Genomic DNA, 25,601 nt, shown 5'->3' on the forward strand with positions numbered 1-25,601 from the left:
ACGGGCGCGCCTTGTCGACTTAGTGTCTCGTTCCAAAGGGACGATGGAAGCAAGGAACACAGGCACAGGTAACCCTAAACTTCAACGTTAGGGTTCGGGTCGGCAATACGAACCGTCCCATCGGCATCAGTCGGCGTCCACACGCAGTGCGGCGACGACACGTAACTCGAGGCGAGAGGCCTTCGACGTGGCAGCACCGCAGAACTACCTCGCAGTCATCAAGGTCGTCGGCATCGGCGGCGGTGGCGTGAACGCCATCAACCGGATGATCGAGGTCGGGCTCAAGGGCGTCGAGTTCATCGCGATCAACACCGATGCGCAGGCGCTGCTGATGAGCGACGCCGACGTCAAGCTTGACGTCGGCCGCGAAATGACCCGCGGACTCGGCGCCGGCGCCAACCCGGATGTGGGTCGCAAGGCGGCCGAGGACCACCGCGAAGAGATCGAGGAGGTCCTCAAGGGGGCCGACATGGTCTTCGTGACCGCGGGTGAGGGCGGCGGCACCGGCACCGGCGGCGCACCCGTCGTCGCCAACATCGCGCGCTCGCTGGGCGCCCTGACGATCGGTGTGGTCACCCGGCCGTTCACCTTCGAGGGCCGCCGTCGCGCCAACCAGGCCGAGGACGGCATCGCCCAGCTGCGCGAAGAGGTCGACACCCTCATCGTGATCCCCAATGACCGACTGCTGTCCATCTCGGACCGCCAGGTGAGCGTGCTCGACGCGTTCAAGTCCGCGGACCAGGTGCTGCTGTCGGGTGTTCAGGGCATCACCGATCTGATCACCACCCCGGGTCTGATCAACCTCGACTTCGCCGACGTCAAGTCCGTGATGTCGGAGGCCGGCTCGGCCCTCATGGGGATCGGCTCGGCGCGTGGCGACGACCGCGCGGTGGCCGCCGCGGAGATGGCGATCTCCTCGCCGCTCCTGGAGGCGTCCATCGACGGCGCCCGCGGTGTGCTGCTGTCCATCTCCGGCGGCTCCGACCTCGGTCTCTTCGAGATCAACGAGGCCGCCCAGCTGGTCAGCGAGGCGGCACACCCGGAAGCCAACATCATCTTCGGTGCGGTCATCGACGACGCACTGGGCGACGAGGTCCGGGTGACGGTCATCGCCGCGGGATTCGACGGCGGTCAGCCGCCGGCCCGCCGGGATGCGCAGTCCTCCGCGCTGTCGGCCCCGAAGCGCGAGGAGCCCGCCCCGGCTCCGAGCCGTCCGGCCACTCCGCCCGAGCCGCGTTCGTCGTCCTTCGGCGGACTGGGTTCGGTGCCCGTACGGGACGAGGAGCCGGCACCCGCCGAGTCCTCCTCCTCGCTGGGCGAGATCCCGTCGACCCCGGCGAACGCTCCGCAGGTTCCCCCGGCCCGTCCGTACTCGGACTCCGCGGCCGAGGAACTGGACGTCCCCGACTTCCTGAAGTGACCGAAGCACTGAAGTGATAGGGCAACAGCACCACGAGAGCGGCGCGCACTTCGCCTTCACCGACAGGTGGGGCGGGGTGAGCGCCGCTCCGTACGATCAGCTCAATCTGGGCGGTGCGGTCGGCGACGACCCGCAAGCCGTACGCGCCAACCGTGCCCGCGCCGCCGTGGAACTGGGCCTCGACCCGGCCGCGGTGGTCTGGATGAACCAGGTGCACGGCCGGGATGTCGCGGTGGTCGACCGGCCCAGGCACGGCGACGACCTCCCCGGGGTGGACGCGGTGGTGACGGATCGCCGGGGCCTCGCGCTCGCGGTCCTGACCGCTGACTGCACCCCGGTCCTGCTCGCCGACCCGGTCGCCGGGATCGCGGGGGCCGCGCACGCCGGCCGGCCCGGACTGGTCGCCGGGGTCGTTCCGGCGGTGGTCGAGGCGATGGTGAAGCGGGGCGCGGAGCCGGCGCGGATCATCGCGTACACCGGACCGGCGATCTGCGGGCGCTGTTACGAGGTGCCCGAGGGGATGCGCTCCGACGTCGCCGCGGTGGTGCCGGAGGCCCGCGCGACGACCAGTTGGGGCACTCCCGCGGTGGATGTCACCGCGGGGGTACGCGCCCAACTCGCCGCGGAGGGCGTGCTGGTGCGTGAAGATTCCCACATCTGCACTCGCGAATCCGCGGACCACTTCTCTTATCGGCGCGACCGTACGACGGGGCGGCTCGCGAGCTACGTATGGCTCGGGGACACCCCCGGCCCGGGGCTGGGGGAGGCCACGCCGTGACGGAGGACCGGAAGACGCAACTGGCGCAGAACCTGGCACAGGTGGAGGAACGTATCTCCGCCGCCTGCGCCAAGGCCGGTCGGCCGCGTGACGAGGTGACCCTCATCGTCGTCACCAAGACCTACCCCGCGAGTGATGTCCGGCTGCTCGCGGAGCTGGGGGTGCGGCAGGTCGCGGAGAACCGCGACCAGGAGGCGGCGCCCAAGGCAGCTGAATGTGCTGATTTGCCGCTTACTTGGCACTTCGTGGGTCAGCTGCAGACGAACAAGGTGCGCTCCGCGGCCGGTTATGCCGGAATTGTTCAGTCGGTCGACCGGTCCCGTCTCGTCACCGCACTCGCCAAGGAGGCGGTACGCGCCGAGCGTGAACTGGGCTGCCTGATCCAGGTGGCACTTGACGCGGAGTCGGGTGTGCGGGGAGAGCGGGGAGGTGTGGCGCCGGACGGTGTCGCGCCGCTGGCCGAGCAGATCGCTGGGGCCCAAGGGCTGCGACTGGACGGTGTGATGACCGTCGCACCGCTGGCCGGGCCCTATGCGGGGCGTGAACTCGCCGCTTTTGAACGGCTCATGGAAATCTCATCCGACCTGCGCGGGAATCATCCTGCTGCCAACATGGTGTCAGCAGGCATGAGCGCGGACCTCGAAGAGGCCGTGGCGGCCGGGGCGACACATGTGCGCGTCGGCACTGCGGTACTCGGAGTCCGACCACGGCTCCGGTAACGTCGCCAAGCAAGTCGGACCACAGCACAAAATATGGTCATTCCCGCAAAAGCGGGGCAGGCCGAGTGGATCCAAGGCCCCTGGTGACGGAGCCGATCCACCACAGAGCGGAGGACGCAGAGAATGGCCGGCGCGATGCGCAAGATGGCGGTCTACCTCGGCCTCGTGGAGGACGATGGGTACGACGGCCGGGGGTTCGACCCCGATGACGAGTTCGAGCCCGAGCTTGACCCGGAGCCCGACCGGGGGCGGCGTCAACAACACTCAGTGCAGGCCGACATTCCCCCCGAAAGGGAGGAACCCGTCCGTGCCGTGACGCCTCCGGCCCAACGTGAACCGGCCCCGCTTGCCGCGGAAAACGGACGACCCGCGCGAATCGCCCCCGTGGCATCCATCACACCCGACCGTCCGAATCTGGAGAAGAACGCACCGGTGATCATGCCCAAGGTTGTGTCCGAGCGGGAGCCCTACCGCATCACCACACTCCACCCCCGGACCTACAACGAGGCCCGTACCATCGGGGAACACTTCCGTGAGGGCACTCCGGTGATCATGAATCTGACGGAGATGGATGACACCGATGCGAAGCGACTTGTCGACTTTGCGGCCGGTTTGGTGTTTGGTCTTCACGGCAGCATCGAACGGGTGACGCAGAAGGTGTTCCTGTTGTCGCCTGCTAACGTCGATGTCACGGCGGAGGACAAGGCCCGTATCGCAGAGGGCGGGTTCTTCAACCAGAGCTGAGACGCAACACCGGGCACACCGGGCCGTGAGGCCAACACAGGAGCAAGGCAAGGGGAGAGGGACAGCGCGAGATGAGTGTCTTTGGTCAGGTGATCTACATCGCGCTGTACTGCTTCCTGATCGTGTTGATCTTCCGGCTGGTGATGGACTATGTCTTCCAGTTCGCCCGTTCATGGCAACCCGGCAAGGCGATGGTGGTCATTCTTGAGGCCGCCTACACTGTCACTGATCCGCCACTCAAGCTTCTGCGGCGGGTAATCCCGCCGCTGCGTCTCGGGGGCGTGGCGCTCGATCTGTCCTTCTTCGTATTGATGATCATCGTTTTCATCCTGATCACCGTCGTGAGGTCGGTGTTGTTGGTGTGAACGATACGGTCTTGCCGATTGCCGACGACTACGTTGAGGTGAAGTAGAGATGCCGTTGACCCCCGAGGACGTGCGGAACAAGCAGTTCACGACCGTCCGCCTCCGAGAAGGCTATGACGAGGACGAGGTCGATGCCTTCCTCGATGAGGTCGAAGCCGAACTGACCCGGCTCCTGCGGGAGAACGAGGACCTTCGCGCCAAGCTGGCCGCTGCCACCCGCGCCGCCGCGCAGAACCAGCAGCAGCAGGGCATGCGTAAGGGACCGGACCAGCAGCAGGAGCAGCAGCAGAGGCCCGGGGCACCGGTGCCCGCTGCCATATCCGGTCCGCAGCCGGTGCCGCCGCAGCAGCAGGGGATGGGTGGACCTCCCCAACTGCCCGGTGGAGCACCTCAGCTGCCTCCTGGTCCCGGTGGTCACGGCCCGCAGGGTCACGGCCCCGGCCCGATGGGCCCCGGTGGTCCCATGGGCGGCCCGATGGGCGGCCCCGGTGGACCGCAGCTGCCCGGCCCCGGTGGCCAGCAGGGCGGCCCGGGTGGTGACAGCGCGGCGCGCGTGCTGTCGCTGGCACAGCAGACCGCCGACCAGGCGATCGCGGAGGCCCGTTCCGAGGCCAACAAGATCGTCGGCGAGGCGCGGAGCCGTGCCGAGGGCCTGGAGCGGGACGCCCGTGCCAAGGCCGATGCGCTGGAGCGGGACGCGCAGGAGAAGCACCGCGTGGCGATGGGCTCGCTGGAGTCGGCCCGCGCGACGCTGGAGCGCAAGGTCGAGGACCTGCGCGGCTTCGAGCGCGAGTACCGCACGCGGCTGAAGTCCTACCTGGAGAGCCAGCTGCGTCAGCTGGAGAACCAGGCGGACGACTCGCTGGCCCCGCCGCGGACCCCGGCGACCGCTTCGCTGCCGCCGTCGCCCTCGATGGCGTCGGCCGGTGCGGGCACCATGGGCGGCAACCACACCATGGGTGGCGGCCAGTCGATGGGTGGCGGTAACCACTCCATGGCCGGTCAGTCCAGCGGCGGTCCGTCCTACGGCGGTCAGCAGCAGATGTCGCCGGCGATGACCCAGCCGATGGCTCCGGTGCGTCCGCAGAGCCCGCAGCCGATGCAGCAGACGCCGTCGCCGATGCGCGGCTTCCTGATCGACGAGGACGACAACTGACGTCCGCGTAGCGCGCACAGTCGGCAATCAGGGCCGGGCCCCGAAGGAACATTCCTTCGGGGCCCGGCCCTTTTGTGTGGACTTGTCCGCGAGGTGCGACCCGGTTCGGGGCTCCTGGGACGGCGGAGCCCCCCGGCGCACAGTGCGCCGGGGGGCTCGTTGTGTCGCGGTGCGCGCCGCGTTCGCGGTTACGCCTTGCGGAGGCGGAAGGTGAGGGCCAGGCTCTCGTCGGTGAACGCGGGGCCGTAGGCGCCGTCCGCCTCGCCGGGGGCGAAGTCGGTGGCGAGCACCTCGTCGGAGATCAGGCCGGCGTGGTCGGCCAGCGCGGTGCGGACCTCCTCGTCGGTGGACTCCCAGCGCAGCGCGATCCGGTCGGCGACGTCGAGGCCGCTGTTCTTACGGGCCTCCTGGATCAGCCGGATCGCGTCGCGGGCCAGACCCGCCCGGCGCAGCTCCGGGGTGATCTCCAGGTCGAGGGCGACCGTGGCGCCCGCGTCGGAGGCCACCGACCAGCCCTCGCGCGGGGTTTCGGTGATGATCACCTCGTCGGGGGCGAGCGAGACGGTCTCGCCGTCCACCTCGACGCTCGCCGTGCCCTCGCGCAGGGCGAGGGAGAGGGCGGCGGCGTCGGCCGCGGCGACGGCCTTGGCGACCGCCTGGACGCCCTTGCCGAACCGCTTGCCCAGGGCACGGAAGTTCGCCTTGGCGGTGGTGTCGACCAGGGATCCGCCGACCTCCGCCAGCGAGGCCAGCGAGCTCACATTGAGCTCCTCGGCGATCTGCGCGCGCAGGTCCTCGGTCAGGTCGGCGAAGCCGTGGGCCGCGACCAGTGCGCGGGACAGCGGCTGGCGGGTCTTCACCCCCGACTCGGCGCGGGTCGCCCGGCCCAGCTCGACCAGCCGGCGCACCAGTTGCATCCGGCCGGACAGCGCCGGGTCGATCAGCGTCCGGTCCGCGACCGGCCAGTGGGAGAGGTGGACGGAGTCCGGGGCATCCGGGGTGACCGGGACGACCAGGTCCTGCCAGACCCGTTCGGTGATGAACGGGGTGAGCGGCGCCATGAGGCGGGTGACGGTCTCGATGACCTCGTGGAGCGTGCGCAGCGCGGCCGCGTCGCCCTGCCAGAAGCGGCGGCGGGAGCGGCGGACGTACCAGTTGGAGAGGTCGTCGACGAAGGAGGAGAGGGCCTTGCCGGCGCGCTGGGTGTCGAAGGACTCCAGCGCCTCGGTGACCTGCTCGACCAGGGTGTTGAGCTCACCGAGCAGCCAGCGGTCCAGCAGCGGGCGGTCGGCGGGGGCCGGGTCCGCCGCGGAGGGCGCCCAGCCGGACGTACGGGCGTAGAGCGCCTGGAAGGCGACGGTGTTCCAGTACGTCAGCAGCGTCTTGCGGACGACTTCCTGGATGGTGGAGTGGCCCACCCGGCGGGCGGCCCAGGGGGAGCCGCCGGCGGCCATGAACCAGCGGACCGCGTCGGCGCCGTGCTGGTCCATGAGCGGGATCGGCTGGAGGGTGTTGCCCAGGTGCTTGGACATCTTCCGGCCGTCCTCGGCGAGGATGTGGCCGAGGCAGACCACGTTCTCGTACGAGGACTTGTCGAAGACGAGGGTGCCGACGGCCATCAGCGTGTAGAACCAGCCACGGGTCTGGTCGATGGCCTCGGAGATGAACTGCGCCGGGTAGCGCTTCTCGAACAGCTCCTTGTTGCGGTACGGGTAGCCCCACTGCGCGAACGGCATCGAGCCGGAGTCGTACCAGGCGTCGATGACCTCGGGGACGCGGGTGGCGGTGAGCGCGCAGCCCTCGTGGGAGCAGGTGAAGGTGACCGCGTCGATGTACGGGCGGTGCGGGTCCAGGTCGGACTGGTCGGTGCCGGTCAGCTCGGTCAGCTCGGTGAGCGAGCCGACGCAGGTGAGGTGGTCCTCCTCGCAGCGCCAGATGGGCAGCGGGGTGCCCCAGTAGCGGTTGCGGGACAGCGCCCAGTCGATGTTGTTGTTGAGCCAGTCGCCGAAGCGGCCGTGCTTGACCGACTCCGGGAACCAGTTGGTGTGCTCGTTCTCCCGCAGCAGGGCGTCCTTGATCGCGGTGGTGCGGATGTACCACGACGGCTGGGCGTAGTAGAGCAGCGCGGTGTGGCAGCGCCAGCAGTGCGGGTAGCTGTGCTCGTAGGCCAGGTGCCGGAAGAGCAGACCCCGGGAGTCCAGGTCGGCGACCAGTGCCTCGTCGGCCTTCTTGAAGAACTGGCCGCCCACCAGGGCCAGTTGCTCCTCGAAGGTGCCGTCCGGGCGGACCGGGTTGATCACCGGCAGGCCGTACGCCTTGCAGGTCTTGAGGTCGTCCTCACCGAAGGCCGGAGCCTGGTGGACCAGGCCGGTGCCGTCGTCGGTGGTGACGTACTCGGCGTTGACGACGATGTTGGCGCCGTCGAGTTCGACGAGGCCGAAGGGGCGCTCGTAGGCCCAGCGCTCCATCTCGCGGCCGGTGAACGACTCGCCGGTGGCGGTCCAGCCCTCGCCCAGTGCCTTCTCCAGCAGCGGCTCGGCGACGACCAGCTGCTCATTGCCGTCGGTGGCGACGACATAGGTGACGTCGGGGTGCGCGGCGACGGCCGTGTTGGACACCAGGGTCCAGGGGGTGGTCGTCCAGATGAGCAGCGCGGCCCGGCCGGCCAGCGGGCCGGAGGTCAGCGGCAGGCGGACGAAGACCGAGGGGTCGACGACGTTCTCGTAGCCCTGGGCCAGCTCGTGGTCCGACAGGCCGGTGCCGCAGCGGGGGCACCAGGGGGCGACGCGGTGGTCCTGGACCAGCAGGCCCTTGGTGAAGATCTCCTTCAGCGACCACCACACCGACTCGATGTAGTCGGGGTCCATCGTGCGGTACGGGGCGTCCAGGTCGGTCCAGTAGCCCATGCGGGTCGTGAGCTCGGCGAAGGCGTCGGTGTGGCGGGTCACCGACTCCCGGCACTTGGCGTTGAACTCGGCGATGCCGTACGCCTCGATGTCCTTCTTGCCGTTGAAGCCCAGCTCCTTCTCCACGGCCAGCTCGACCGGGAGGCCGTGGCAGTCCCAGCCGGCCTTGCGGTCGACGTGGTAGCCCTGCATCGTGCGGAACCGGGGGAAGACGTCCTTGAAGACGCGCGCCTCGATGTGATGCGCGCCGGGCATGCCGTTGGCGGTCGGGGGGCCCTCGTAGAAGACCCACTCGGGCCGGCCCTCGGACTGCTGGAGGGTACGGGCGAAGACCTTCTGCTCCTGCCAGAAATCGAGCACGGCGTGCTCAAGGGCGGGCAGGTCTACCTGGGCGGGTACCTGGCGATACTGGGGCTGCGGACTCATCGGGGGCTTCCTCCGGCGGGACACCTGCTGCGTTCTCCGTCCGGAGGGACGAGAGCCTGGGCTCCCGCGGTACCACCCTCCTTGGCGGTGCGCTGCCGCACCGCCCCCTCATTGGGGTCGCGCTGCCGGTTCTACTCGCCTTGGGGGCCGAGGCCCGTGGGCGGCGCCCACTGTCCCATGCCCGTGGGCGGAGCCCACTGTCCAACGCCTTCTTCCGGCGGCTCCGGGGTGATTTTCGCGTCGTGCACACCCCCGGGCTCCCACCGTCCCCGGGTCGCTGCTGGCTGCGTTCGGCGCTACTCGTCCCATCAATGCCTGTCGCTGGGGCCAGTGTACGGGGCGGCGCCGACAGCGGCCGACCGGATTTCCGCGGCGGGGACGGGACCCGGCGCAGAGCGTCGTACGGGGTGGTCCGGGCGGTCGCCGCGCCGTGCGCCTGCCCCGCGTGATGACCCGAATGCCGCTGTCCGGCTGCCCCTCCCACGGGCGGATTCGTCCGGTGGGGGAGCGGGCACAACCCAGGCGAACCGCACTTCCGGGCCGGGCGCCGGGGTCCGAAGGGCGGTGCGTCCCGTTGCCGAGTGGCGTTGGGCGATTTATCGTTCCCGTCACGATTCGCGAACAAAGTCACATATGTGAAGGGGTCGCGGCCATGGTGGCGAAAAAGACCGCCGCGGAGAAGAGCACGACGCCCGCCGACGAGGCCGTCGCGAAGCAGTCTGCAGCGAAGAAGTCAGCTCCGAAGAAGGCCGCGGCCAAGAAGACGGCCGCGGGCACGGCCACGCCGAAGAAGGCGACGGCCCGGAAGGCGGCACCGCAACGGGCCGCCGCGAAGAAGACGGCGGCGAAGAAGACGGTGGTGAAGAAGACGGCGGCGAAGAAGGCCGCGAAGAAGGCTCCGGCCGAAAAGGCCGCGGTGCCCGCTAAGAAGACGGGAGCCAAGACGGTGGTGGCGAAGAAGACCCCGGCCACATCGGCCACGGCGCACGGCAAGGACTCCGCGGTGCCGATGGCCCGGGTGGCCGCGGCGCCGGGCGAGCTCGCCGTACGGCCCGGTGAGGATCCCTGGACGCCGGAGGAGGTCGCCGAGGCCCGGACCGAGCTGATGGAGGAGACCGCGCGGCTGCGGATGGAGATCGTCTCGGCCGAGGACGCCATCGCCGGGCTGATGCGGGACTCCGGGGACGGCGCGGGCGACGACGAGGCCGACACCGGCAGCAAGAACATCACCCGCGAACACGAGCTGGCGCTCGCCTCCAATGCCCGCGAGATGCTGCACCAGACCGAACGGGCCCTCGGCCGGCTGGACGCGGGCACCTACGGGCTGTGCGAGAACTGCGGCAACCCCATCGGCAAGGCGCGGATGCAGGCCTTCCCGCGCGCCACGCTCTGCGTGGAGTGCAAACAGCAGCAGGAGCGCCGCTGAGGCGGCGGGCGGTGGCGCGGACGGTACCCGTATCGCTCGCGCCCGTACGCCTGTGCCGTACTCTCGTGGTTCAGCCGGGCACGGCCCGGCCGGGGACACAACGGGCTGAGGGACTCACACGTGGCAGAGGCGGAACGCATCACCGGTACGCCGGAACCCGGACCGGGTACCGGAGCGGATCCCGCGACGGGGTCCGAAGGGGGAGGTCCGGTGCGGCCGGAGCAGGGCAAGGGCCGCGGGAAGCGGCGGATCGCCGCGCTGCTCGTGGTCGCGCTGTTCGTCTACCTGCTCGACCTGGGCAGCAAGCTCCTCGTGGTCGCGAAGCTGGAGCACCATGCGCCCATCGAGGTGATCGGGACGCTGCTGCGGTTCACGGTGATCCGTAACCGCGGCGCCGCGTTCGGCATGGGCGAGGCGCTGACGATCTTCCTCACCATCATCGCGGCGGCCGTGATCCTGGTCATCTTCCGGATCGCCCGCAAGCTCTACAGCCTGCCCTGGGCGATCGCGCTCGGGCTGCTGCTCGGTGGCGCCTTCGGCAATCTCACCGACCGGATCTTCCGCGCGCCGGGCGTCTTCGAGGGCGCGGTGGTCGACTTCATCGCCCCGGCGCACTTCGCGGTCTTCAACCTCGCCGACTCCGCGATCGTCTGCGGCGGGGTGCTGATCGTGATCCTGTCCTTCCGGGGGCTGGACCCCGACGGGACCGTGCACAAGGACTGATCCGGGCCGTCCGTCCGCCCGGCCCCGGCCGCCGGGCAGGACACCATGGTGGGACTGCCATACTCGTGGGGTGAGCACCATTCCCGAGATCCGCACCCTGCCCGTACCGGACGGCCTGGAGGGCGAGCGCGTCGACGCCGCGCTGGCCCGGATGTTCGGCTTCTCCCGTACGAAGGCGGCCGAACTCGCCGGCGCCGGAAAGGTCCGGGTCGACGGATCCGAGGTGATGAAGTCGGAGCGGGTGCACGGCGGCGCGTGGCTGGAGGTCGAGATGCCGCAGGCCGCGCCGCCCGTCGAGATCGTCGCCGAGCCCGTCGAGGGCATGGAGATCGTGCATGACGACGACGACATCGTCGTGATCATGAAGCCGGTCGGGGTGGCCGCGCACCCGAGCCCCGGCTGGACCGGAACGACCGTCATCGGCGGGCTGGCCGCGGCCGGCTACCGCATCTCCACCTCCGGCGCCGCCGAGCGCCAGGGCATCGTGCACCGCCTCGACGTCGGCACCTCCGGCCTGATGGTGGTCGCCAAGTCCGAGCGCGCCTACACCCTGCTCAAGCAGCAGTTCCGCGAGCGGACGGTCGACAAGCGCTACCACTCCCTGGTCCAGGGCCACCCGGACCCGATGAGCGGCACCATCGACGCCCCCATCGGCCGCCACCCCCAGCACGACTACAAGTGGGCGGTCACCGCCGAGGGCAAGCCGTCGGTCACGCACTACGACCTGATCGAGGCGTTCCGCGCGGCCAGCCTGCTCGACATCAAGCTGGAGACCGGCCGCACCCACCAGATCCGGGTGCACATGGCCGCGCACCGCCACCCCTGCGTCGGCGATCTGACCTATGGCGCGGACCCCACGCTCGCCAAGCGGCTGGGCGTCGGACGGCAGTGGCTGCACGCGGTCCGGCTGGGCTTCGAGCACCCCTCGGACGGCCGCTGGGTCGAGTTCGAGAGCGGCTACCCCGACGATCTGCAGCGCGCCCTGGACACCGTCCGGGACGAGAGCAGCTGACGCGGCGGCGTCCGGGGCGCCGCCACGGCGGGCCGCCGGACGCTTCGTGGCAGGCTGGGGGCGGACAATGACCGGATCCGACCCCGGAGCGTAGCGAGTGGACCAGCTGGCTCTGATGTTCATCCTGCTGCTCGGGGCCGTGGTCATGGTTCCGGTCGGCGACCGGCTGGGGCTCCCGTCGCCGGTCCTGATGACCCTCGCCGGTGCCGTGCTGGCGCTGCTGCCGTTCGTGCCCAACGTCGAGGTGCCGCCGGAGTTCATCCTGCCGGTGGTGCTGCCGCCGCTGCTCTACGCGGCCGTCCAGCGCACCTCCTGGCGGCAGTTCACCGCCAATCTCCGGCCCATCTTCCTGCTCGCCGTGGCGCTGGTCTTCGCCACCACCGCCGCGGTCGCCGCGGTCGCCCAGGCGGTGGTGCCCGGGATGCCGGTGGCCGCCGCGGTCGTGCTCGGGGCGCTGGTCGCCCCGCCCGACCCGGTCGCCGCGACCGCCGTCGCCGGCAAGCTGGGACTGCCCCGCCGGCTGGTCTCCATCCTGGAGGGCGAGGGGCTGTTCAACGACGTCACCGCGATCGTGCTCTACCACGTCGCGCTCGCCGCGGCGATCAGCGGCACCTTCTCGCTGCCCGCCGCGGTCGGCTCGCTGGTGCTGTCCGCGGTCGTGGCCATAGCGGTCGGTCTGCTGCTCGGCTGGGTCACCAACAAGCTGATGGGGCTGCTGGGTGACCCGACGTTGCAGATCGGGCTGACGCTGCTGGTGCCGTTCGTCGCCTACGTCCTGGCCGAGGAGTTCCGCGGGTCCGGTGTGCTCGCGGTGCTGACCTGCGCGCTGTTCCTGGCCGAGTACGCGGTCGACGCCGACGATGTGATGGGCCGGCTGGCCGGCTACACCTTCTGGGAGGTCGTCGACACCCTCGTCACCGGCGTCGCCTTCGGGCTGATCGGGCTGGAGCTGCACAACATCTTCGGGGCCGCCTCGCACCGCTGGGGCGAGCTGCTCACCGCCGGTGCCGCGGTCGTCGGGGTGGTCGTCGGCGTCCGGCTGCTGTGGCTGCTGCCCGCCGCCTGGCTGGCCAAGCGGATGCACAAGCGGCGCGACTACGACGAGGAGATCCCGATGAGCTGGCGGGAGACGCTCATCATGTGGTGGTCGGGGATGCGCGGGGTGGCCTCGGTGGCGCTGGCGCTGGCCATTCCGTACGGCATCGACGGCGGCGACGGCTTCCCCGCCCGCGACGACATCCTCTTCATCGCCTTCGCGGTGGTGCTCAGCACCCTGCTCGTGCAGGGCCTCACGCTGCCCTGGCTGGTGCGCAGGCTGCGGGTGCGGGCCGACACCGATGCCGTCGACGCGCTGGAGCGGGAGCTGGCGCTCCGGGTGATCAAGGCGTCCAGGCGGCGGCTGAAGGAGATCCTGGAGGTCGAGGAGCTGCCCGACGAGGTCAGCGACCAGCTGGCGCGCCGGGCGTACGACATGGGCGCCCGGATCGCGCCGGACATCGTCGACGACGAGCGGCGCGAGCTGTTCGAGAAGCGCATCCACCGGATGAAGAAGGTGCACCGCATCCAGGGCGAGATGCTCTCGGCCGCCCGGCACGAGGTGCTGGCCGCCCGCAGCGAGCCGGGCGCGGACCCGGAGATCGTCGACCGGGTGCTGCGGCATCTGGACATGCGCAGTCTGCGGCAGACGCCCTGACGCCGGGCGCGCGCTGACACCGGGGCGCGCCCGGACGGTGGTGTGACCCTCAGCCCTTCGACAGCCGTGGGGCGTCCGGCTCCTCGCCGTGGCGCGCCTCCGGGACCCCGAGCGGGGCCGGGGCGGTGCTGATCCGCGGCAGCGCGTAGGCGTGCTCGGTGCGCAGCCACTCCAGCATCCGCTCGCGGACCTCGCAGCGCACCGTCCAGAGGGTGTCCGCGTCCCGGGCGGTGACCAGCGCCCGCACCACGATCGTGGACGGGGTGGTGTCCGTGACCACCAGGCTCCAGGACCTGCCGTCCCAGTCCGGGCAGTCCTGGAGGATTTCCAGCAGCTGCTGGCGCATCTTCTCCACCGGCGCGCTGTGGTCGAGATGGAACAGCACCGTGCCGGTCATCTGCGCCCCGCCGCGCGACCAGTTCTCGAACGGCTTGCCGGTGAAGTACGACACCGGCATGGTGATCCGGCGCTCGTCCCAGGTCCGTACGGTCAGCGAGGTCAGGGTGATCTCCTCGACGGTGCCCCACTCGCCGTCCACGACGACGGTGTCCCCTATCCGCACCATGTCACCGAAGGCGATCTGCAGGCCCGCGAAGAGATTGCCGAGGGTGGACTGGGCGGCGATACCGGCGACGATGCCGAGCAGCCCGGCGGACGCCAGCATGGACGTGCCGACCGCCCGCATCGCCGGGAACGTCAGCAGCATCGAGGCGGCGGCGACGACGATCACCACGGCCGTCACCACCCGCTGGATCAGCGTCACCTGGGTGCGCACCCGCCGCACCCGCGCCGCGTCCCGGCCGCTGGCCGCATAGCGCGAGTACGACGATTCGACGATCGCCGCCGCGGCCCGGACCACGAGCCAGGCGGTGGCCGCGATCAGGACCAGGGTCAGCGCCCGGCCGATGCCCGCCTCATGGTCCGCGGCGAACTTCAGCCCCGACTCGTCGTACGAACCGCGCAACAGGGCGGTGCACAGCGCCACTTGCAGCGGTATGCGGCAGCGCCGCAGCAGGCCCCACAAGGGGGTCTCCGGGTGGGCGCCGTCGATCCGGCGCAGGGCGCGGTCGGTGAGCCAGACCAGGATGAGGGTGAGGACGATCGAGCCGCCGATGACGACGACCGGACGCAGCACGGCCTCCAGGGACACGGTGTTCCTCCTCGCTGTGGTGCGTGCGGTGTGCTCCTGCCGGTCCTCCCGACGGTAGCTGGCACGATGGGGGCAGTGCGATCCAACTCCAGGGAAGTGATGTCAGTGCCGGCCTCCTCCGAGTCTTCGACCAGCGGGCTTGCGACGATTGTCCTGTTTCATTCGGTGTGCGGGCTGCGCCCCGCGGTGCATGCCGCGGCGGACCGGCTGCGAACCGCGGGACATGAGGTGATCGTCCCCGATCTGTTCGACGGCCGGACCGCGGAGTCGGTACCGGACGGCATCCTCATCAAGGACGAGATCGGCAAGGAGGAGCTGCTCAAGCGGGCCATCACGGCCGTGGCGCCGTACTCCGACCGCGGGCTGGTCTACGCCGGTTTCTCGTTCGGCGGCTCGGTCGCCCAGAACCTCGCGCTGGGCGACGAGAAGACCCGTGGGCTGCTTCTGCTGCACGGCACCTCGGACATCGCGGAGGACACCGTCGCCGACGAGCTGCCGGTGCAGCTGCATGTCGCCGACCCGGACCCGTACGAGCCGCACGACTGGCTGAACGCCTGGTATCTCCAGATGCGCCGGGCCGGCGCGGACGTAGAGGTCTTCCGCTACGCCGGCGCCGGCCATCTCTTCACCGATCCCGAACTGCCCGACTACGACGCGGAGGCCGCCGAGCGCGCCTGGAAGGTGGCGCTGGGCTTCCTCGCCGGGCTGTGAAGGAAGCAGCGGGCGGGTGCTAGCCGACCGGCTGGTCCGCCTGCTCGATCTGCTGGGAGCCGGACCGGGTGCGGTACGAGCGCAGATGCGCGCTGGTGGCCTGCGGGTCGGTCTTGTCGGAGATCCCGAAGTAGTCCATCTGCGTGCGCTCGGCATTGACGTCCAGGACGCTGTAGCCGTGCGAGTCCATGTCCAGCCACTTCACATGCCGGTTGGCGGCCTTGAGGGCGGCGACCCCGGCCATGGAGATCGTGTGCGGGGCGACATGCAGGAAGTCGTCGACGTTGTCGGAGGTGACGGAGGTGACCACGAACTCCGTCGCCACCGGCTGGTCGGCGGGGTAGGTCGCCGCCTGGAGCGGCACCTCGTTGGCCCAGGCCATATGGATGTCGCCGGTCAGGAAGACGGTGTTGTCGATGCCGCGGTCGCTGAGGTGGCTCAGCAGTTCGCGCCGGTCATCGGTGTAGCCGTCCCACTGGTCGGTGTTGATCGCCAGGCCCTCCTTGGGTATCCCGAGGATCTCGGCGAGCGGGCCGAGCAGCTTGGCGGGGATGGAGCCGAAGGCCACCTGGGAGATCATCACCGAGGTGCCGACCAGTCGCCAGGCGGTGTCCGAGCGCTCCAGGCCGCTCTTCAGCCAGTCCAGCTGGGCCCGCCCGGTGAGCGTACGGCTCGGGTCGTCGACCGCGCCGCTGCCCACCTTGGCCTGCTCGTCGCGGAACGACCGCAGATCCAGCAGGTGCAGATCGGCGAGGTTGCCGAAGCGCAGCCGGCGGTAGGTGGTGCCGGCGATCGAGGGGCGCACCGGCATCCACTCGAAGTACGCCTGCTTCGCGGCGGCCATCCGCGCGGACCAGGGTCCCTCGCTGTCCGGCGTGTGGTTGGTCGCCCCGCCCTTCCAGGCGTTGTCGGCGAACTCGTGGTCGTCCCAGATGGCGATGACCGGGTGCGTGGCGTGCATGGCCAGCGCGTCCGGGTCGGTCTTGTGGATGCCGTGCCGGATGCGGTAGTCGGCGAGCGTCAGCAGCTCGTGGGCGGGGGAGTGCGGGCGGACGACGTACTTGAACTCCGGGTACTCGCCGGACTTGTATTCGTAGAGGTAGTCGCCGAGATGCAGCACCGCGTCCAGGTCGGTGCGGGCGGCCAGATGCCGGTACGGGGAGAAGTAGCCGGACTCCCAGTTGGCGCAGGAGACCACGCCGAAGCGGACGTTGCCGGCGGTGGAGTCGTGCGCGGGGGCGGTGCGGGTGCGGCCGACGGGGGAGTGCTGCCCGTCGACGGTGAAGCGGTAGTAGTAGTGGGTGGCCGGCCGCAGGCCGCGGACGTCCGCCTTGACGGTGTGGTCGGTGGCCGTGGAGGCGGTCAGGCTGCCCCGGGCGACGACGGAGGCGAAGTTCTTGTCGGTCGCCACCTGCCAGCTCACCTTGGCGGCCGGTCCCCGGCCGGAGCCCGGGGTGGCCGCCGGGGTCGGGGTGACCCGGGTCCACAGCAGGATGCCGTCCGGGAGCGGATCACCGGAGGCGACTCCGTGCTGGAAGTACTGGGCGCCGGGGGCCTCTTGGGCGTGCGCCGTGGCGGCGCCGGCGAACGGCAGAAGAGCGGCGGTGGCGGCTACGGCCGTGACGGCAGTGCGGCGCGAGATCTGGTCATGATCGGTCACGGCCGCTCACCCTACTGGCCGGTAGGCGGCGCCGGGAGGGCGAATTCAGGGGAACTCCAAGAATTCGCCCTCCCGTTGTCCGAAAGGTACTCAGCGGGAGGCCGTGGGGTCCTTTTCGCCCTCGCGGATGCCGTTCTGGCCCTTTTCGCCCGCGCTGCCACCCTTGCCCGGGTCCGGCTTCCCGGAGCCCTTCGCCGGGCCGAACTCCTTGTCGATCATCTTCCGGAAGTTGGCCTGCGCGAGCTGGTTGTACTGCGCCTGCGTCATCTGCTGCTGCGGGACCTGGGGGATCGTCAGCTTCTTGTCGTCGTGCATGAAGGTGGGCGTGCCCCTGACGCCCTTACGGCCGAACAGTGCGCCCATGTCCAGCGCCCAGCGGTCGTAGGTGCCCTTCGTCACCGCGGTCTCGAACGCCTTGTTGCCCTTCAGCTCCGGCACCGTGGCGGCGACCTTGAGCAGCTCGGCGTCCTTGCCGTAGGTGTCCACCTGCTCTTCGGGGTGGTACTTGGCGGAGTACAGCGCCGCCTTGTACTTCAGGAACGCCTCCGGGCTGATGTTCAGCGCCGCACCGAGCGCGCTCAGCGCGTTCTTCGAGCCCTCGCCGCCGGCCGGGGTGTCGTCGATGAAGGTGTACAGGGAGAAGCGGACCCGGTAGCGGCCGTCCTTGATGTCCTTGGCCAGCGCCTCGCCGGTGCTCTGCTCGAAGGACGCGCAGGCCGGGCAGCGGATGTCCTCGAAGACCTCCAGGGTCTCCTTGGCGTTCTTGTCACCTATCAGGATCTCGGTGCCGTTCTTGCCCTGGGTGTGGGCGGGGGCGACGGGCTTGGCGTCCTTGGCGGCCTCCCAGCCGGTGGGCTCGTTGGCCTTCAGCACCATGAAGCCGATGCCGCCGGCCACCGCCAGGACGCCGACCACGGCCCCGGCCACGACGATCTGACGGCGCAGCCTCTCCTTCTTCTGCTGGCGCTCGCGCTCGGCCCGGATGCGCTCGCGGGCGGCGGCCTTGTTGGCCTGGGTGTTGCGGTTGCTCATGGGGGGTTTCCGTCCCTCAAAGATGTGGTTGCTGCTGCGGACTGGTCAGACGGTGGCCGCGGCGGGCGGGCCGCGGCGCAGTACGCAGTGCACCAGGAGGGGGAGCGGGCGGGCCGGCGGCAGTGGGTGCAGTGGGCGGATGCGCCGACGGGGCGGGGGACCGGCGGTGGTGGCCACCGCGACGGCGGTCAGCAGCGGGCGGAAGGCGCGGGCGGCGGTGGCGCGCAGCAGGGCGTCCAGGGCGGCATCGCCGCGGTGCAGCCAGCCGGCGGCGAGCAGGCCGACGGCGACATGGGCGGCGAGCAGCAGCCAGGGGGCGGCCGGTGACACCGGCGGCAGCGGTGTGCCCGTATGGGCGGCGATCCTGGCGAGCGGCGTGCCCAACTCGCCGCCCCCGCACAGCAGATGGACGCCGACCGAGCGCAGCGGGCCGGTGACCGGGCCGCCGGCTCCGCCGTAACAGGTGTGCTGTCCGGCGGTGAAGGCCGTGTCGGCGGCCAGTTCCAGTGGCACCAGCAGCGCGGCGATCCGGCCGTAGCCGCGCTCCCGTCCGGTCAGCGCATAGGCCGCGGCGAAGACACCGGCGCAGATCGCGGCGACCGACGCGGGCGGCAACGGGGCGCGGGAGAGCAGGACATGGGAGGTCGCCGACAAGGTGGTGCACAGCGCGGTGAACAACGCCGCCCGTACCGCCCTGAGCTGGCCCCCCGGCGCGGCCGCCGGCCGGGGCCCGGAATGCCCTCCCGTCGCCTGCATGGTCGGGAGTCTGCCATGTGCGCGGCGCCCTGACGGGTCAAGATTTGGCATCGGCCGGCGCGCACGGAGCACGCCGGCCGGGGAGGTCGGGACGGGCCGGCCGCGGCGGCCGGCCCGCCCTTACGTCACTTCTTGAGTCCCTTGTCCACCATGGACTTGAACTGGGCCACTGTGGAGGGTGCCGCCGTGCCCTGCGGCGTTTCCGTGCCCAGCACCTTGCCGTTGAGCTTGATCGTCGGGGTGCTCTTGACGTCCTTGACGGAGTCGAACGCCTTGGACACCTCCAGCGCCCAGCGGTCGTACGTACCGTCCTTGACGGCCTTCTGGAAGGCGGCGTTGCCCTTCAGCGCCGGGACGGTGTCGGCGACCTTGATGAGGTAGCTGTCGTCGGCGAACTTGTCCGGGCCGGCCTCGTCGGGGTGGAACTCCTTCGAGTACAGCGCGTACTTGTACTTCAGGAAGGCGTCCGGGCTGACGTTGAGGGACGCGCCCAGCGCACTCAGTGCGTTCTTGGAGCCGGTGCCCTGGAAATTCCGGTCGAGGAACGTGCCCAGGTGGTAGCTCGCCTTGTACTTGCCGTCCTTGATGTCCTTCTCGATGGTGGCACCGGCGGTCTGCTCGAAGGCGGCGCAGCCGGGGCAGCGCGGGTCCTCGAAGAGGTCCAGGGTGTTCTTGGCGCCGGGCTTGCCGACGGTGATCGTGGTGCCGTTGGTGCCGCTGGTGTTGGCGGGCTTGACCAGCGGGGCGTTCGTGTCGTCGCCGGAGGTGGCGACCGCCACCCCGATGCCGCCGGCTATCGCCAGGACGGCGACGATCGCGCCGCCGACGACCAGCTGGCGGCGGAGCCGGTCCTTCTTCGCCTGCCGTTCGCGCTCGGCGCGCAGCCGCTCGCGGGCTGCCTGCTTGTTGGCCTGGTTGTTGCGGTTGCTCATGGTGGTTCCTGCTCTGTGCGAATCCGTGGACGGGTGTCGGTGCGGTGGCCTATGCGGCGAGCGCGCAGGGCGGCCCACGGCGCACGACGCAGTGCACGAGCAGGGGGACGGCGCGGGCGGACGGCCCGGACCGTACGGGAGCGGGCGCCGGGCGGTGCGGGGCGGCGATGGCGCCGATGACCGCGACGGCGAGGAGCAGCGGGCGGAAGGCGAAGCAGGCCACCGCGCCGAGCAGCCGGCCCAGCGCGGCCTCACCGCGGCGCAGCCAGCCCGCGGCCAGCAGCCCGATCAGCAGATGCGCCGCGAGCAGCACCAGCCAGCTGCTCACCGGCCCGGCCTGGTCCGCGGGCAGCTGGGCCAGCGGGGTGCCGACCTGGCCGCCGCCGCACAGCAGATCCACGCCCAGCGAGCGCAGCGGGCCGGCGACCGGGCCGCCGGCCGCCCCGTAACAGGCGTGCTGACCGAGGCTGAAGACCAGATCGGCGGTGAGCTCCAGGGGGACCAGCAGCGCCGCGATGTGCCCGTAGCCGCGCTCCCGGCCGGCCAGCGCATAGGCGAGGACGAACACGGCCGTGCTGAGCGCGGCGACGGTGGTCAGCGGCAGCGGCATACGGGACAGCAGCACATGGGACGCCGCGGACAGCGAAACGCACAGCGCCGTGAAGAGCGCCGCGCGCAGTGCCCGCAGGTGAGGTGCCGAAATGTCCATCGCAGCCGAGTGTGCCATGGCCGGGGATAAGCGGCGGCTAAGGGGGCCCGAAGCCGTACGCACCGGACGATACGGCGCGTACGGCATGTTCCGGGCCGTAGGGCCTACAGGCCGGGGATCCGGCCGTTGCGGAAGAGGTCCACGAAGATCTGGTGGTCGGCACGGGCGCGGGCGCCGTAGGAGTGCGCGAAGTCCACCAGCAGCGCGGCGAAGCCCTCCTCGTCGGCCGCGATGGCCGCGTCGATGGCGCGCTCCGTGGAGAACGGGACCAGGGAGTGGCCGCTCTCGTCGTCCGCGGCGGCGTGCATGGTCGCGGTGGCCCGGCCCAGGTCGGCCACCACCGCCGCGATCTCCTCCGGTTCGTCGATGTCCGACCAGTCCAGGTCGACCGCGTACGGCGAGATCTCGGCGACCAGCTGGCCCGCGCCGTCGAGCTCGGTCCAGCCCAGCCACGGGTCGGCGTGGTCCTGCAGGGCGCGCTGCGAGATCACCGTGCGGTGGCCCTCGTGCTGGAAGTAGCCGCGGACCGCCGGGTCGGTGATGTGCCGGGAGACGGCCGGGGTCTGCGCCTGCTTCATGTAGATCACGACATCGTTCTCCAGGGCGTCGCTGTTGCCCTCCAGAAGGATGTTGTACGAGGGCAGACCGGCCGAGCCGATGCCGATGCCGCGGCGGCCCACCACGTCCTTGACGCGGTAGGAGTCCGGGCGGTTCAGGCTCGACTCCGGCAGCGTCTCCAGATAGCCGTCGAAGGCGGCGAGGACCTTGTAGCGGGTCGCCGCGTCCAGCTCGACGCTGCCGCCGCCCGGCGCGAAGCGCCGCTCGAAGTCGCGGATCTCCGTCATCGAGTCCAGCAGCCCGAACCGGGTCAGCGAGCGGGCGTCGCGCAGCGCGCCCAGCAGCGGGCCCTCGGCGGTGTCCAGGGTGAAGGGCGGCAGCTCGTCCTTGTCGGAGCGCTTCGTCCCGGAGGCCAGGGCGTGGATGCGCTCGCGGTAGGCGGCCGCGTAGGTGCGCACCAGGTCGGTGATCTGCTTGTCGCCGAGCGCCTTGGCGTAGCCGATCAGCGCGACCGAGGCGGCGAACCGCTTGAGGTCCCAGGTGAACGGGCCGACGTAGGCCTCGTCGAAGTCGTTGACGTTGAAGATCAGCCGGCCCGTGGCGTCCATGTACGTGCCGAAGTTCTCGGCGTGCAGATCGCCGTGGATCCACACCCGGGCGGTGCGCTCGTCGAGATACGGGCCGCTGTCCTTGCCGCCGCCGTCCTGTGCGGCGTACTCCTCCAGGTCCCGGTAGAACAGGCCGGCCGTCCCCCGGTAGAAGGCGAACGCGGAAGCGGCCATCTTCCGGAATTTCACACGGAAGGCTGCGGGGTCGGCGGCGAGCAGCTCCCCGAAGGCGGTGTCGAAGACGGCGAGGATCTCCTCGCCGCGCTGCGCGGCGTCCTGCGCCGGGGCGTACTGGGACGGCATCGCTGGGTGCCTCCTGAGGTGCGGAACGGTACGGGATCCGTGGCGGATCCCCCGGCGGTGGCCGGAAGAGCATCTGCCACGGACAACGCGTGAGGCTACTCGTCGGTGCCCGCCGATCGGCAGTTCGGTGCCCGTCGATTGTCAGTGGGGAGCCGTAGACTTCGAGACCACCATCCGCCCTCCCGGTCATGCCGGGCAGGTGCCCCCGCCGACCGTTTTCCGGAGGTCCTCCGCCGTGGCAGCCCCGTCCAGGCCCCCCTTCACGCACCTGCATGTCCACACCCAGTACTCACTGCTGGACGGTGCGGCGCGGCTGACGGACATGTTCCAGGCGTGCAAGGAGATGGACATGACGCATATCGCCATGTCCGATCACGGCAACCTCCATGGCGCCTACGACTTCTTCCACTCGGCGCAGAAGGCCGGGGTGACGCCGATCATCGGCATCGAGGCCTATGTGGCGCCGGAGTCGCGGCGCAACAAGCGCAAGATCCAGTGGGGCCAGCCGCACCAGAAGCGCGATGACGTCTCCGGTTCCGGTGGTTATACCCACAAGACGATCTGGGCGGCCAACAAGACCGGCCTGCACAACCTCTTCCGGCTGTCCTCGGACGCGTACGCCGAGGGCTGGCTGACGAAGTGGCCGCGGATGGACAAGGAGACCATCTCCCAGTGGTCCGAGGGCCTGATCGCCTCCACCGGCTGCCCCTCGGGTGAGCTGCAGACCCGGCTGCGGCTCGGCCAGTTCGACGAGGCGCTGAAGTCCGCGTCCGAGTATCAGGACATCTTCGGCAAGGACCGGTATTTCCTGGAGCTGATGGACCACGGCATCGAGATCGAACGCCGGGTCCGCGACGGCCTGCTGGAGATCGGCAAGAAGCTCGGCATCCCGCCGCTGGTCACCAACGACTCGCACTACACCTACGCCCACGAGTCCACGGCGCACGACGCCCTGCTGTGCATCCAGACCGGCAAGAACCTCTCCGACCCGGACCGTTTCCGCTTCGACGGCACCGGCTACTACCTCAAGTCCACGGACGAGATGTACGCCATCGACTCCTCGGACGCCTGGCAGGAGGGCTGCGCCAACACCTTCCTGGTCGCCGAGCAGATCGACACCAGCGGGATGTTCGAGAAGCGCGACCTGATGCCGAAGTTCGACATCCCGGAGGGCTTCACCGAGGTCACCTGGTTCCAGGAGGAGGTCCGGGTCGGCATGCAGCGCCGCTTCCCGGGCGGGGTCCCCGAGGACCGGCAGAAGCAGGCCGAGTACGAGATGGACATCATCATCCAGATGGGGTTCCCGGGCTACTTCCTCGTCGTCGCCGACTTCATCATGTGGGCCAAGAACAACGGCATCGCGGTCGGCCCCGGCCGTGGCTCCGCGGCCGGTTCGATCGTGGCGTACGCCATGGGCATCACCGACCTCGACCCGATCACGCACGGGCTGATCTTCGAGCGGTTCCTCAACCCCGAGCGTGTCTCCATGCCCGATGTCGACATCGACTTCGACGAGCGCAGGCGCGTCGAAGTCATCCGGTATGTCACGGAAAAGTACGGCGCCGACAAGGTCGCCATGATCGGCACCTACGGCAAGATCAAGGCCAAGAACGCCATCAAGGACTCGGCGCGCGTCCTGGGTTACCCGTACGCGATGGGTGACCGCCTCACCAAGGCCATGCCCGCCGACGTCCTCGGCAAGGGCATCGACCTCAGCGGCATCACCGACCCCAAGCACCCGCGCTACAGCGAGGCGGGCGAGATCCGGGGGATGTACGAGAACGAACCGGACGTGAAGAAGGTCATCGACACCGCCAAGGGCGTCGAGGGCCTGGTCCGGCAGATGGGTGTGCACGCGGCCGGCGTGATCATGTCCAGTGAGCCGATCGTCGACCACGCCCCGGTCTGGGTCCGGCACACCGACAACGTCACCATCACGCAGTGGGACTACCCCCAGTGCGAGTCGCTCGGCCTGCTGAAGATGGACTTCCTGGGCCTGCGCAACCTCACCATCATGGACGACGCCGTCAAGATGGTGCGGAAGAACAAGGGTGTCGAGCTGGAGATGCTCTCCATCCCGCTGGACGACCCCAAGACCTACGAGATGCTCTGCCGCGGTGACACGCTCGGCGTCTTCCAGTTCGACGGCGGCCCGATGCGCTCGCTGCTGCGGCTGATGAAGCCCGACAACTTCGAGGACATTTCCGCCGTCTCGGCCCTGTACCGCCCGGGTCCGATGGGCATGGACTCGCACACCAACTACGCGCTGCGCAAGAACGGCCTCCAGGAGATCACCCCGATCCACCCGGAGCTGGAGGAGCCGCTCAAGGAGGTCCTGGGTCTCACCTACGGCCTGATCGTCTACCAGGAGCAGGTGCAGAAGGCCGCCCAGATCATCGCCGGGTACTCCCTCGGCGAGGCCGACATCCTCCGCCGCGTCATGGGCAAGAAGAAGCCCGAGGAGCTGGCGAAGAACTTCGTGCTCTTCCAGGAGGGCGCCCGCAAGAACGGCTTCTCCGACCAGGCCATCCAGGCGCTGTGGGACGTCCTGGTCCCGTTCGCCGGCTACGCCTTCAACAAGGCGCACTCCTCCGCGTACGGCCTGGTCACCTACTGGACCGCCTACCTCAAGGCCAACTACCCGGCCGAGTACATGTCCGCGCTGCTGACCTCGGTGCGCGACGACAAGGACAAGTCGGCGGTCTATCTGAACGAGTGCCGGCGCATGGGCATCAAGGTGCTGCCGCCCAACGTCAACGAGTCGGAGGCGAACTTCGCCGCCCAGGGTGACGATGTGATCCTCTTCGGCCTCACCGCGGTCCGTAACGTCGGCCAGAACGTCGTCGATTCGATCATCCGCTGCCGCAAGGCGAAGGGGAAGTACCTCACCTTCCCCGACTACCTCGACAAGGTCGACGCGGTCGTCTGCAACAAGCGCACCACCGAATCACTGATCAAGGCCGGTGCCTTCGACGAGATGGGCCACACCCGCAAGGGGCTGACGGCTCACTACGAGCCGATGATCGACAACGTCGTCCAGGTCAAGCGCAAGGAGGCCGAGGGGCAGTTCGACCTCTTCGGCGGCATGGGCGACGACAGCGCCGACGAGGGGCCGGGCTTCGGGCTGGACATCGAGTTCTCGGACGTCGAGTGGGACAAGACCTACCTCCTCGCCCAGGAGCGCGAGATGCTCGGTCTCTACGTCTCCGACCACCCGCTCTTCGGGCTGGAACACGTACTGTCCGACAAGGCCGACGCCGCCATCGCCCAGCTGACCGGCGGCGACTACTCGGACGGCTCGATCGTCACCATCGGCGGCATCATCTCCGGCCTCCAGCGCAAGATGACCAAACAGGGCAACGCCTGGGCGATCGCCACCGTCGAGGACCTGGCCGGCTCCATCGACTGCATGTTCTTCCCGGCCACCTACCAGCTGGTGTCCACCCAACTCGTCGAGGACACCGTGGTCTTCGTCAAGGGCCGGCTCGACAAGCGGGAGGACATCCCGCGGCTGGTGGCCATGGAGATGATGGTTCCCGACCTCTCGGAGGCCGGGACCAACGCCCCCGTGACGATCACCATTCCGACCGTCAAGGTCACTCCGCCGATGGTCGAGAAGCTCGGCGAGGTGCTCAGCAGCCACCGCGGCTCCACGGAGGTGCGGATCAAGCTCCTGGGGGCGCGCAAGACGACCGTGCTCCGGCTGGACCGGCACCGGGTCACCCCCGACCCGTCGCTGTTCGGCGATCTGAAGGTGCTGCTCGGCCCGTCCTGTCTGGCGGGCTGAGCCGCCCGGCCCCGTGCGGGCCGCTGT

Annotated in this window: 20 protein-coding genes; 12 read left to right on the forward strand and 8 right to left on the reverse strand. The window is 70.0% G+C overall.

Going from position 1 to position 25,601, the window contains the following annotated elements; genetic code table 11:
- The first annotated feature begins 187 nt into the window (after positions 1-187).
- From ftsZ to STRTU_RS26630, 6 genes are all read left to right on the forward strand, one after another.
- Complete coding sequence (ftsZ, locus tag STRTU_RS26605) at positions 188-1,420, forward strand: cell division protein FtsZ (RefSeq protein ID WP_159746551.1); 1,233 nt, start codon at positions 188-190, stop codon at positions 1,418-1,420.
- A gap of 13 nt (positions 1,421-1,433) precedes the next feature.
- Entirely contained in the window at positions 1,434-2,198 is a 765-nt protein-coding gene (gene pgeF / locus STRTU_RS26610) for a peptidoglycan editing factor PgeF (RefSeq protein WP_159746552.1), read from the forward strand.
- Positions 2,150-2,917 carry a YggS family pyridoxal phosphate-dependent enzyme gene (locus STRTU_RS26615; RefSeq protein ID WP_159746553.1) on the forward strand — a complete coding sequence of 256 codons (768 nt, stop codon included), beginning with the start codon at positions 2,150-2,152 and terminating at the stop codon, positions 2,915-2,917. Before pgeF ends, STRTU_RS26615 begins: the two co-directional genes overlap by 49 nt.
- A gap of 123 nt (positions 2,918-3,040) precedes the next feature.
- Entirely contained in the window at positions 3,041-3,661 is a 621-nt protein-coding gene (locus STRTU_RS26620) for a cell division protein SepF (RefSeq protein WP_159746554.1), read from the forward strand.
- 71 nt (positions 3,662-3,732) lie between these two features.
- Positions 3,733-4,026, forward strand: a complete 294-nt coding sequence (locus STRTU_RS26625) for a YggT family protein (protein ID WP_093645965.1) — start codon at positions 3,733-3,735, stop codon at positions 4,024-4,026.
- Positions 4,027-4,075: 49 nt separating this feature from the next.
- Entirely contained in the window at positions 4,076-5,182 is a 1,107-nt protein-coding gene (locus STRTU_RS26630) for a DivIVA domain-containing protein (protein WP_159746555.1), read from the forward strand.
- 188 nt (positions 5,183-5,370) lie between these two features.
- Here the strand turns inward: STRTU_RS26630 and ileS are convergent, their stop codons facing one another.
- A complete protein-coding gene (gene ileS, locus STRTU_RS26635; RefSeq protein ID WP_159746556.1) occupies positions 5,371-8,514 on the reverse strand; it encodes an isoleucine--tRNA ligase in 3,144 nt (1,047 codons plus the stop codon).
- Between the two features lie 652 nt (positions 8,515-9,166).
- Here ileS and STRTU_RS26640 point away from each other — a divergent pair.
- The 4 genes from STRTU_RS26640 (at position 9,167) to STRTU_RS26655 (ending at position 13,368) form a co-directional block, all read left to right on the forward strand.
- Positions 9,167-9,940: a TraR/DksA family transcriptional regulator gene (locus tag STRTU_RS26640; protein WP_159746557.1), complete on the forward strand. Its 774-nt coding sequence runs from the start codon at positions 9,167-9,169 to the stop codon at positions 9,938-9,940.
- Between the two features lie 120 nt (positions 9,941-10,060).
- Positions 10,061-10,663 (forward strand): signal peptidase II, encoded by a 603-nt coding sequence (gene lspA, locus STRTU_RS26645; protein ID WP_159746558.1) that lies wholly within the window; start codon positions 10,061-10,063, stop codon positions 10,661-10,663.
- A 70-nt stretch (positions 10,664-10,733) separates the two neighbouring features.
- A complete protein-coding gene (locus tag STRTU_RS26650; protein WP_159746559.1) occupies positions 10,734-11,675 on the forward strand; it encodes an RluA family pseudouridine synthase in 942 nt (313 codons plus the stop codon).
- Between the two features lie 115 nt (positions 11,676-11,790).
- On the forward strand, positions 11,791-13,368 hold the full coding sequence (locus STRTU_RS26655) for a Na+/H+ antiporter (RefSeq protein WP_371873683.1): 1,578 nt from the start codon (positions 11,791-11,793) through the stop codon (positions 13,366-13,368).
- A 49-nt stretch (positions 13,369-13,417) separates the two neighbouring features.
- Here the strand turns inward: STRTU_RS26655 and STRTU_RS26660 are convergent, their stop codons facing one another.
- Complete coding sequence (locus STRTU_RS26660; RefSeq protein WP_159747239.1) at positions 13,418-14,512, reverse strand: mechanosensitive ion channel family protein; 1,095 nt, start codon at positions 14,510-14,512, stop codon at positions 13,418-13,420.
- Between the two features lie 105 nt (positions 14,513-14,617).
- On the opposite strand from STRTU_RS26660, the gene STRTU_RS26665 reads away from it, so the two are divergent.
- The gene (locus STRTU_RS26665; RefSeq protein WP_174878988.1) at positions 14,618-15,229 is read left to right on the forward strand and encodes a dienelactone hydrolase family protein; all 612 of its coding nucleotides are present in this window, start codon (positions 14,618-14,620) and stop codon (positions 15,227-15,229) included.
- A gap of 19 nt (positions 15,230-15,248) precedes the next feature.
- On the opposite strand, the gene STRTU_RS26670 is transcribed toward STRTU_RS26665, so the two are convergent.
- From STRTU_RS26670 to STRTU_RS26695, 6 genes are all read right to left on the reverse strand, one after another.
- A complete protein-coding gene (locus STRTU_RS26670) occupies positions 15,249-16,889 on the reverse strand; it encodes an alkaline phosphatase D family protein (protein ID WP_159746561.1) in 1,641 nt (546 codons plus the stop codon).
- A gap of 90 nt (positions 16,890-16,979) precedes the next feature.
- Positions 16,980-17,921 (reverse strand): thioredoxin domain-containing protein, encoded by a 942-nt coding sequence (locus STRTU_RS26675; RefSeq protein ID WP_159746562.1) that lies wholly within the window; start codon positions 17,919-17,921, stop codon positions 16,980-16,982.
- Positions 17,922-17,966: 45 nt separating this feature from the next.
- Positions 17,967-18,677: a hypothetical protein gene (locus tag STRTU_RS26680; protein ID WP_159746563.1), complete on the reverse strand. Its 711-nt coding sequence runs from the start codon at positions 18,675-18,677 to the stop codon at positions 17,967-17,969.
- 125 nt (positions 18,678-18,802) lie between these two features.
- Positions 18,803-19,609, reverse strand: coding sequence for a thioredoxin domain-containing protein (locus STRTU_RS26685; protein WP_159746564.1), 807 nt, complete (start codon positions 19,607-19,609; stop codon positions 18,803-18,805).
- 49 nt (positions 19,610-19,658) lie between these two features.
- Positions 19,659-20,318: a hypothetical protein gene (locus STRTU_RS26690; RefSeq protein ID WP_159746565.1), complete on the reverse strand. Its 660-nt coding sequence runs from the start codon at positions 20,316-20,318 to the stop codon at positions 19,659-19,661.
- Positions 20,319-20,422: 104 nt separating this feature from the next.
- On the reverse strand, positions 20,423-21,787 hold the full coding sequence (locus STRTU_RS26695; protein ID WP_159746566.1) for a DUF2252 domain-containing protein: 1,365 nt from the start codon (positions 21,785-21,787) through the stop codon (positions 20,423-20,425).
- A 235-nt stretch (positions 21,788-22,022) separates the two neighbouring features.
- On the opposite strand from STRTU_RS26695, the gene dnaE reads away from it, so the two are divergent.
- The gene (gene dnaE / locus STRTU_RS26700) at positions 22,023-25,574 is read left to right on the forward strand and encodes a DNA polymerase III subunit alpha (RefSeq protein WP_159746567.1); all 3,552 of its coding nucleotides are present in this window, start codon (positions 22,023-22,025) and stop codon (positions 25,572-25,574) included.
- Positions 25,575-25,601 lie beyond the last annotated feature (27 nt).

This window comes from Streptomyces tubercidicus (genome assembly GCF_027497495.1).
In the GTDB taxonomy this organism is placed as follows: domain Bacteria; phylum Actinomycetota; class Actinomycetes; order Streptomycetales; family Streptomycetaceae; genus Streptomyces; species Streptomyces tubercidicus.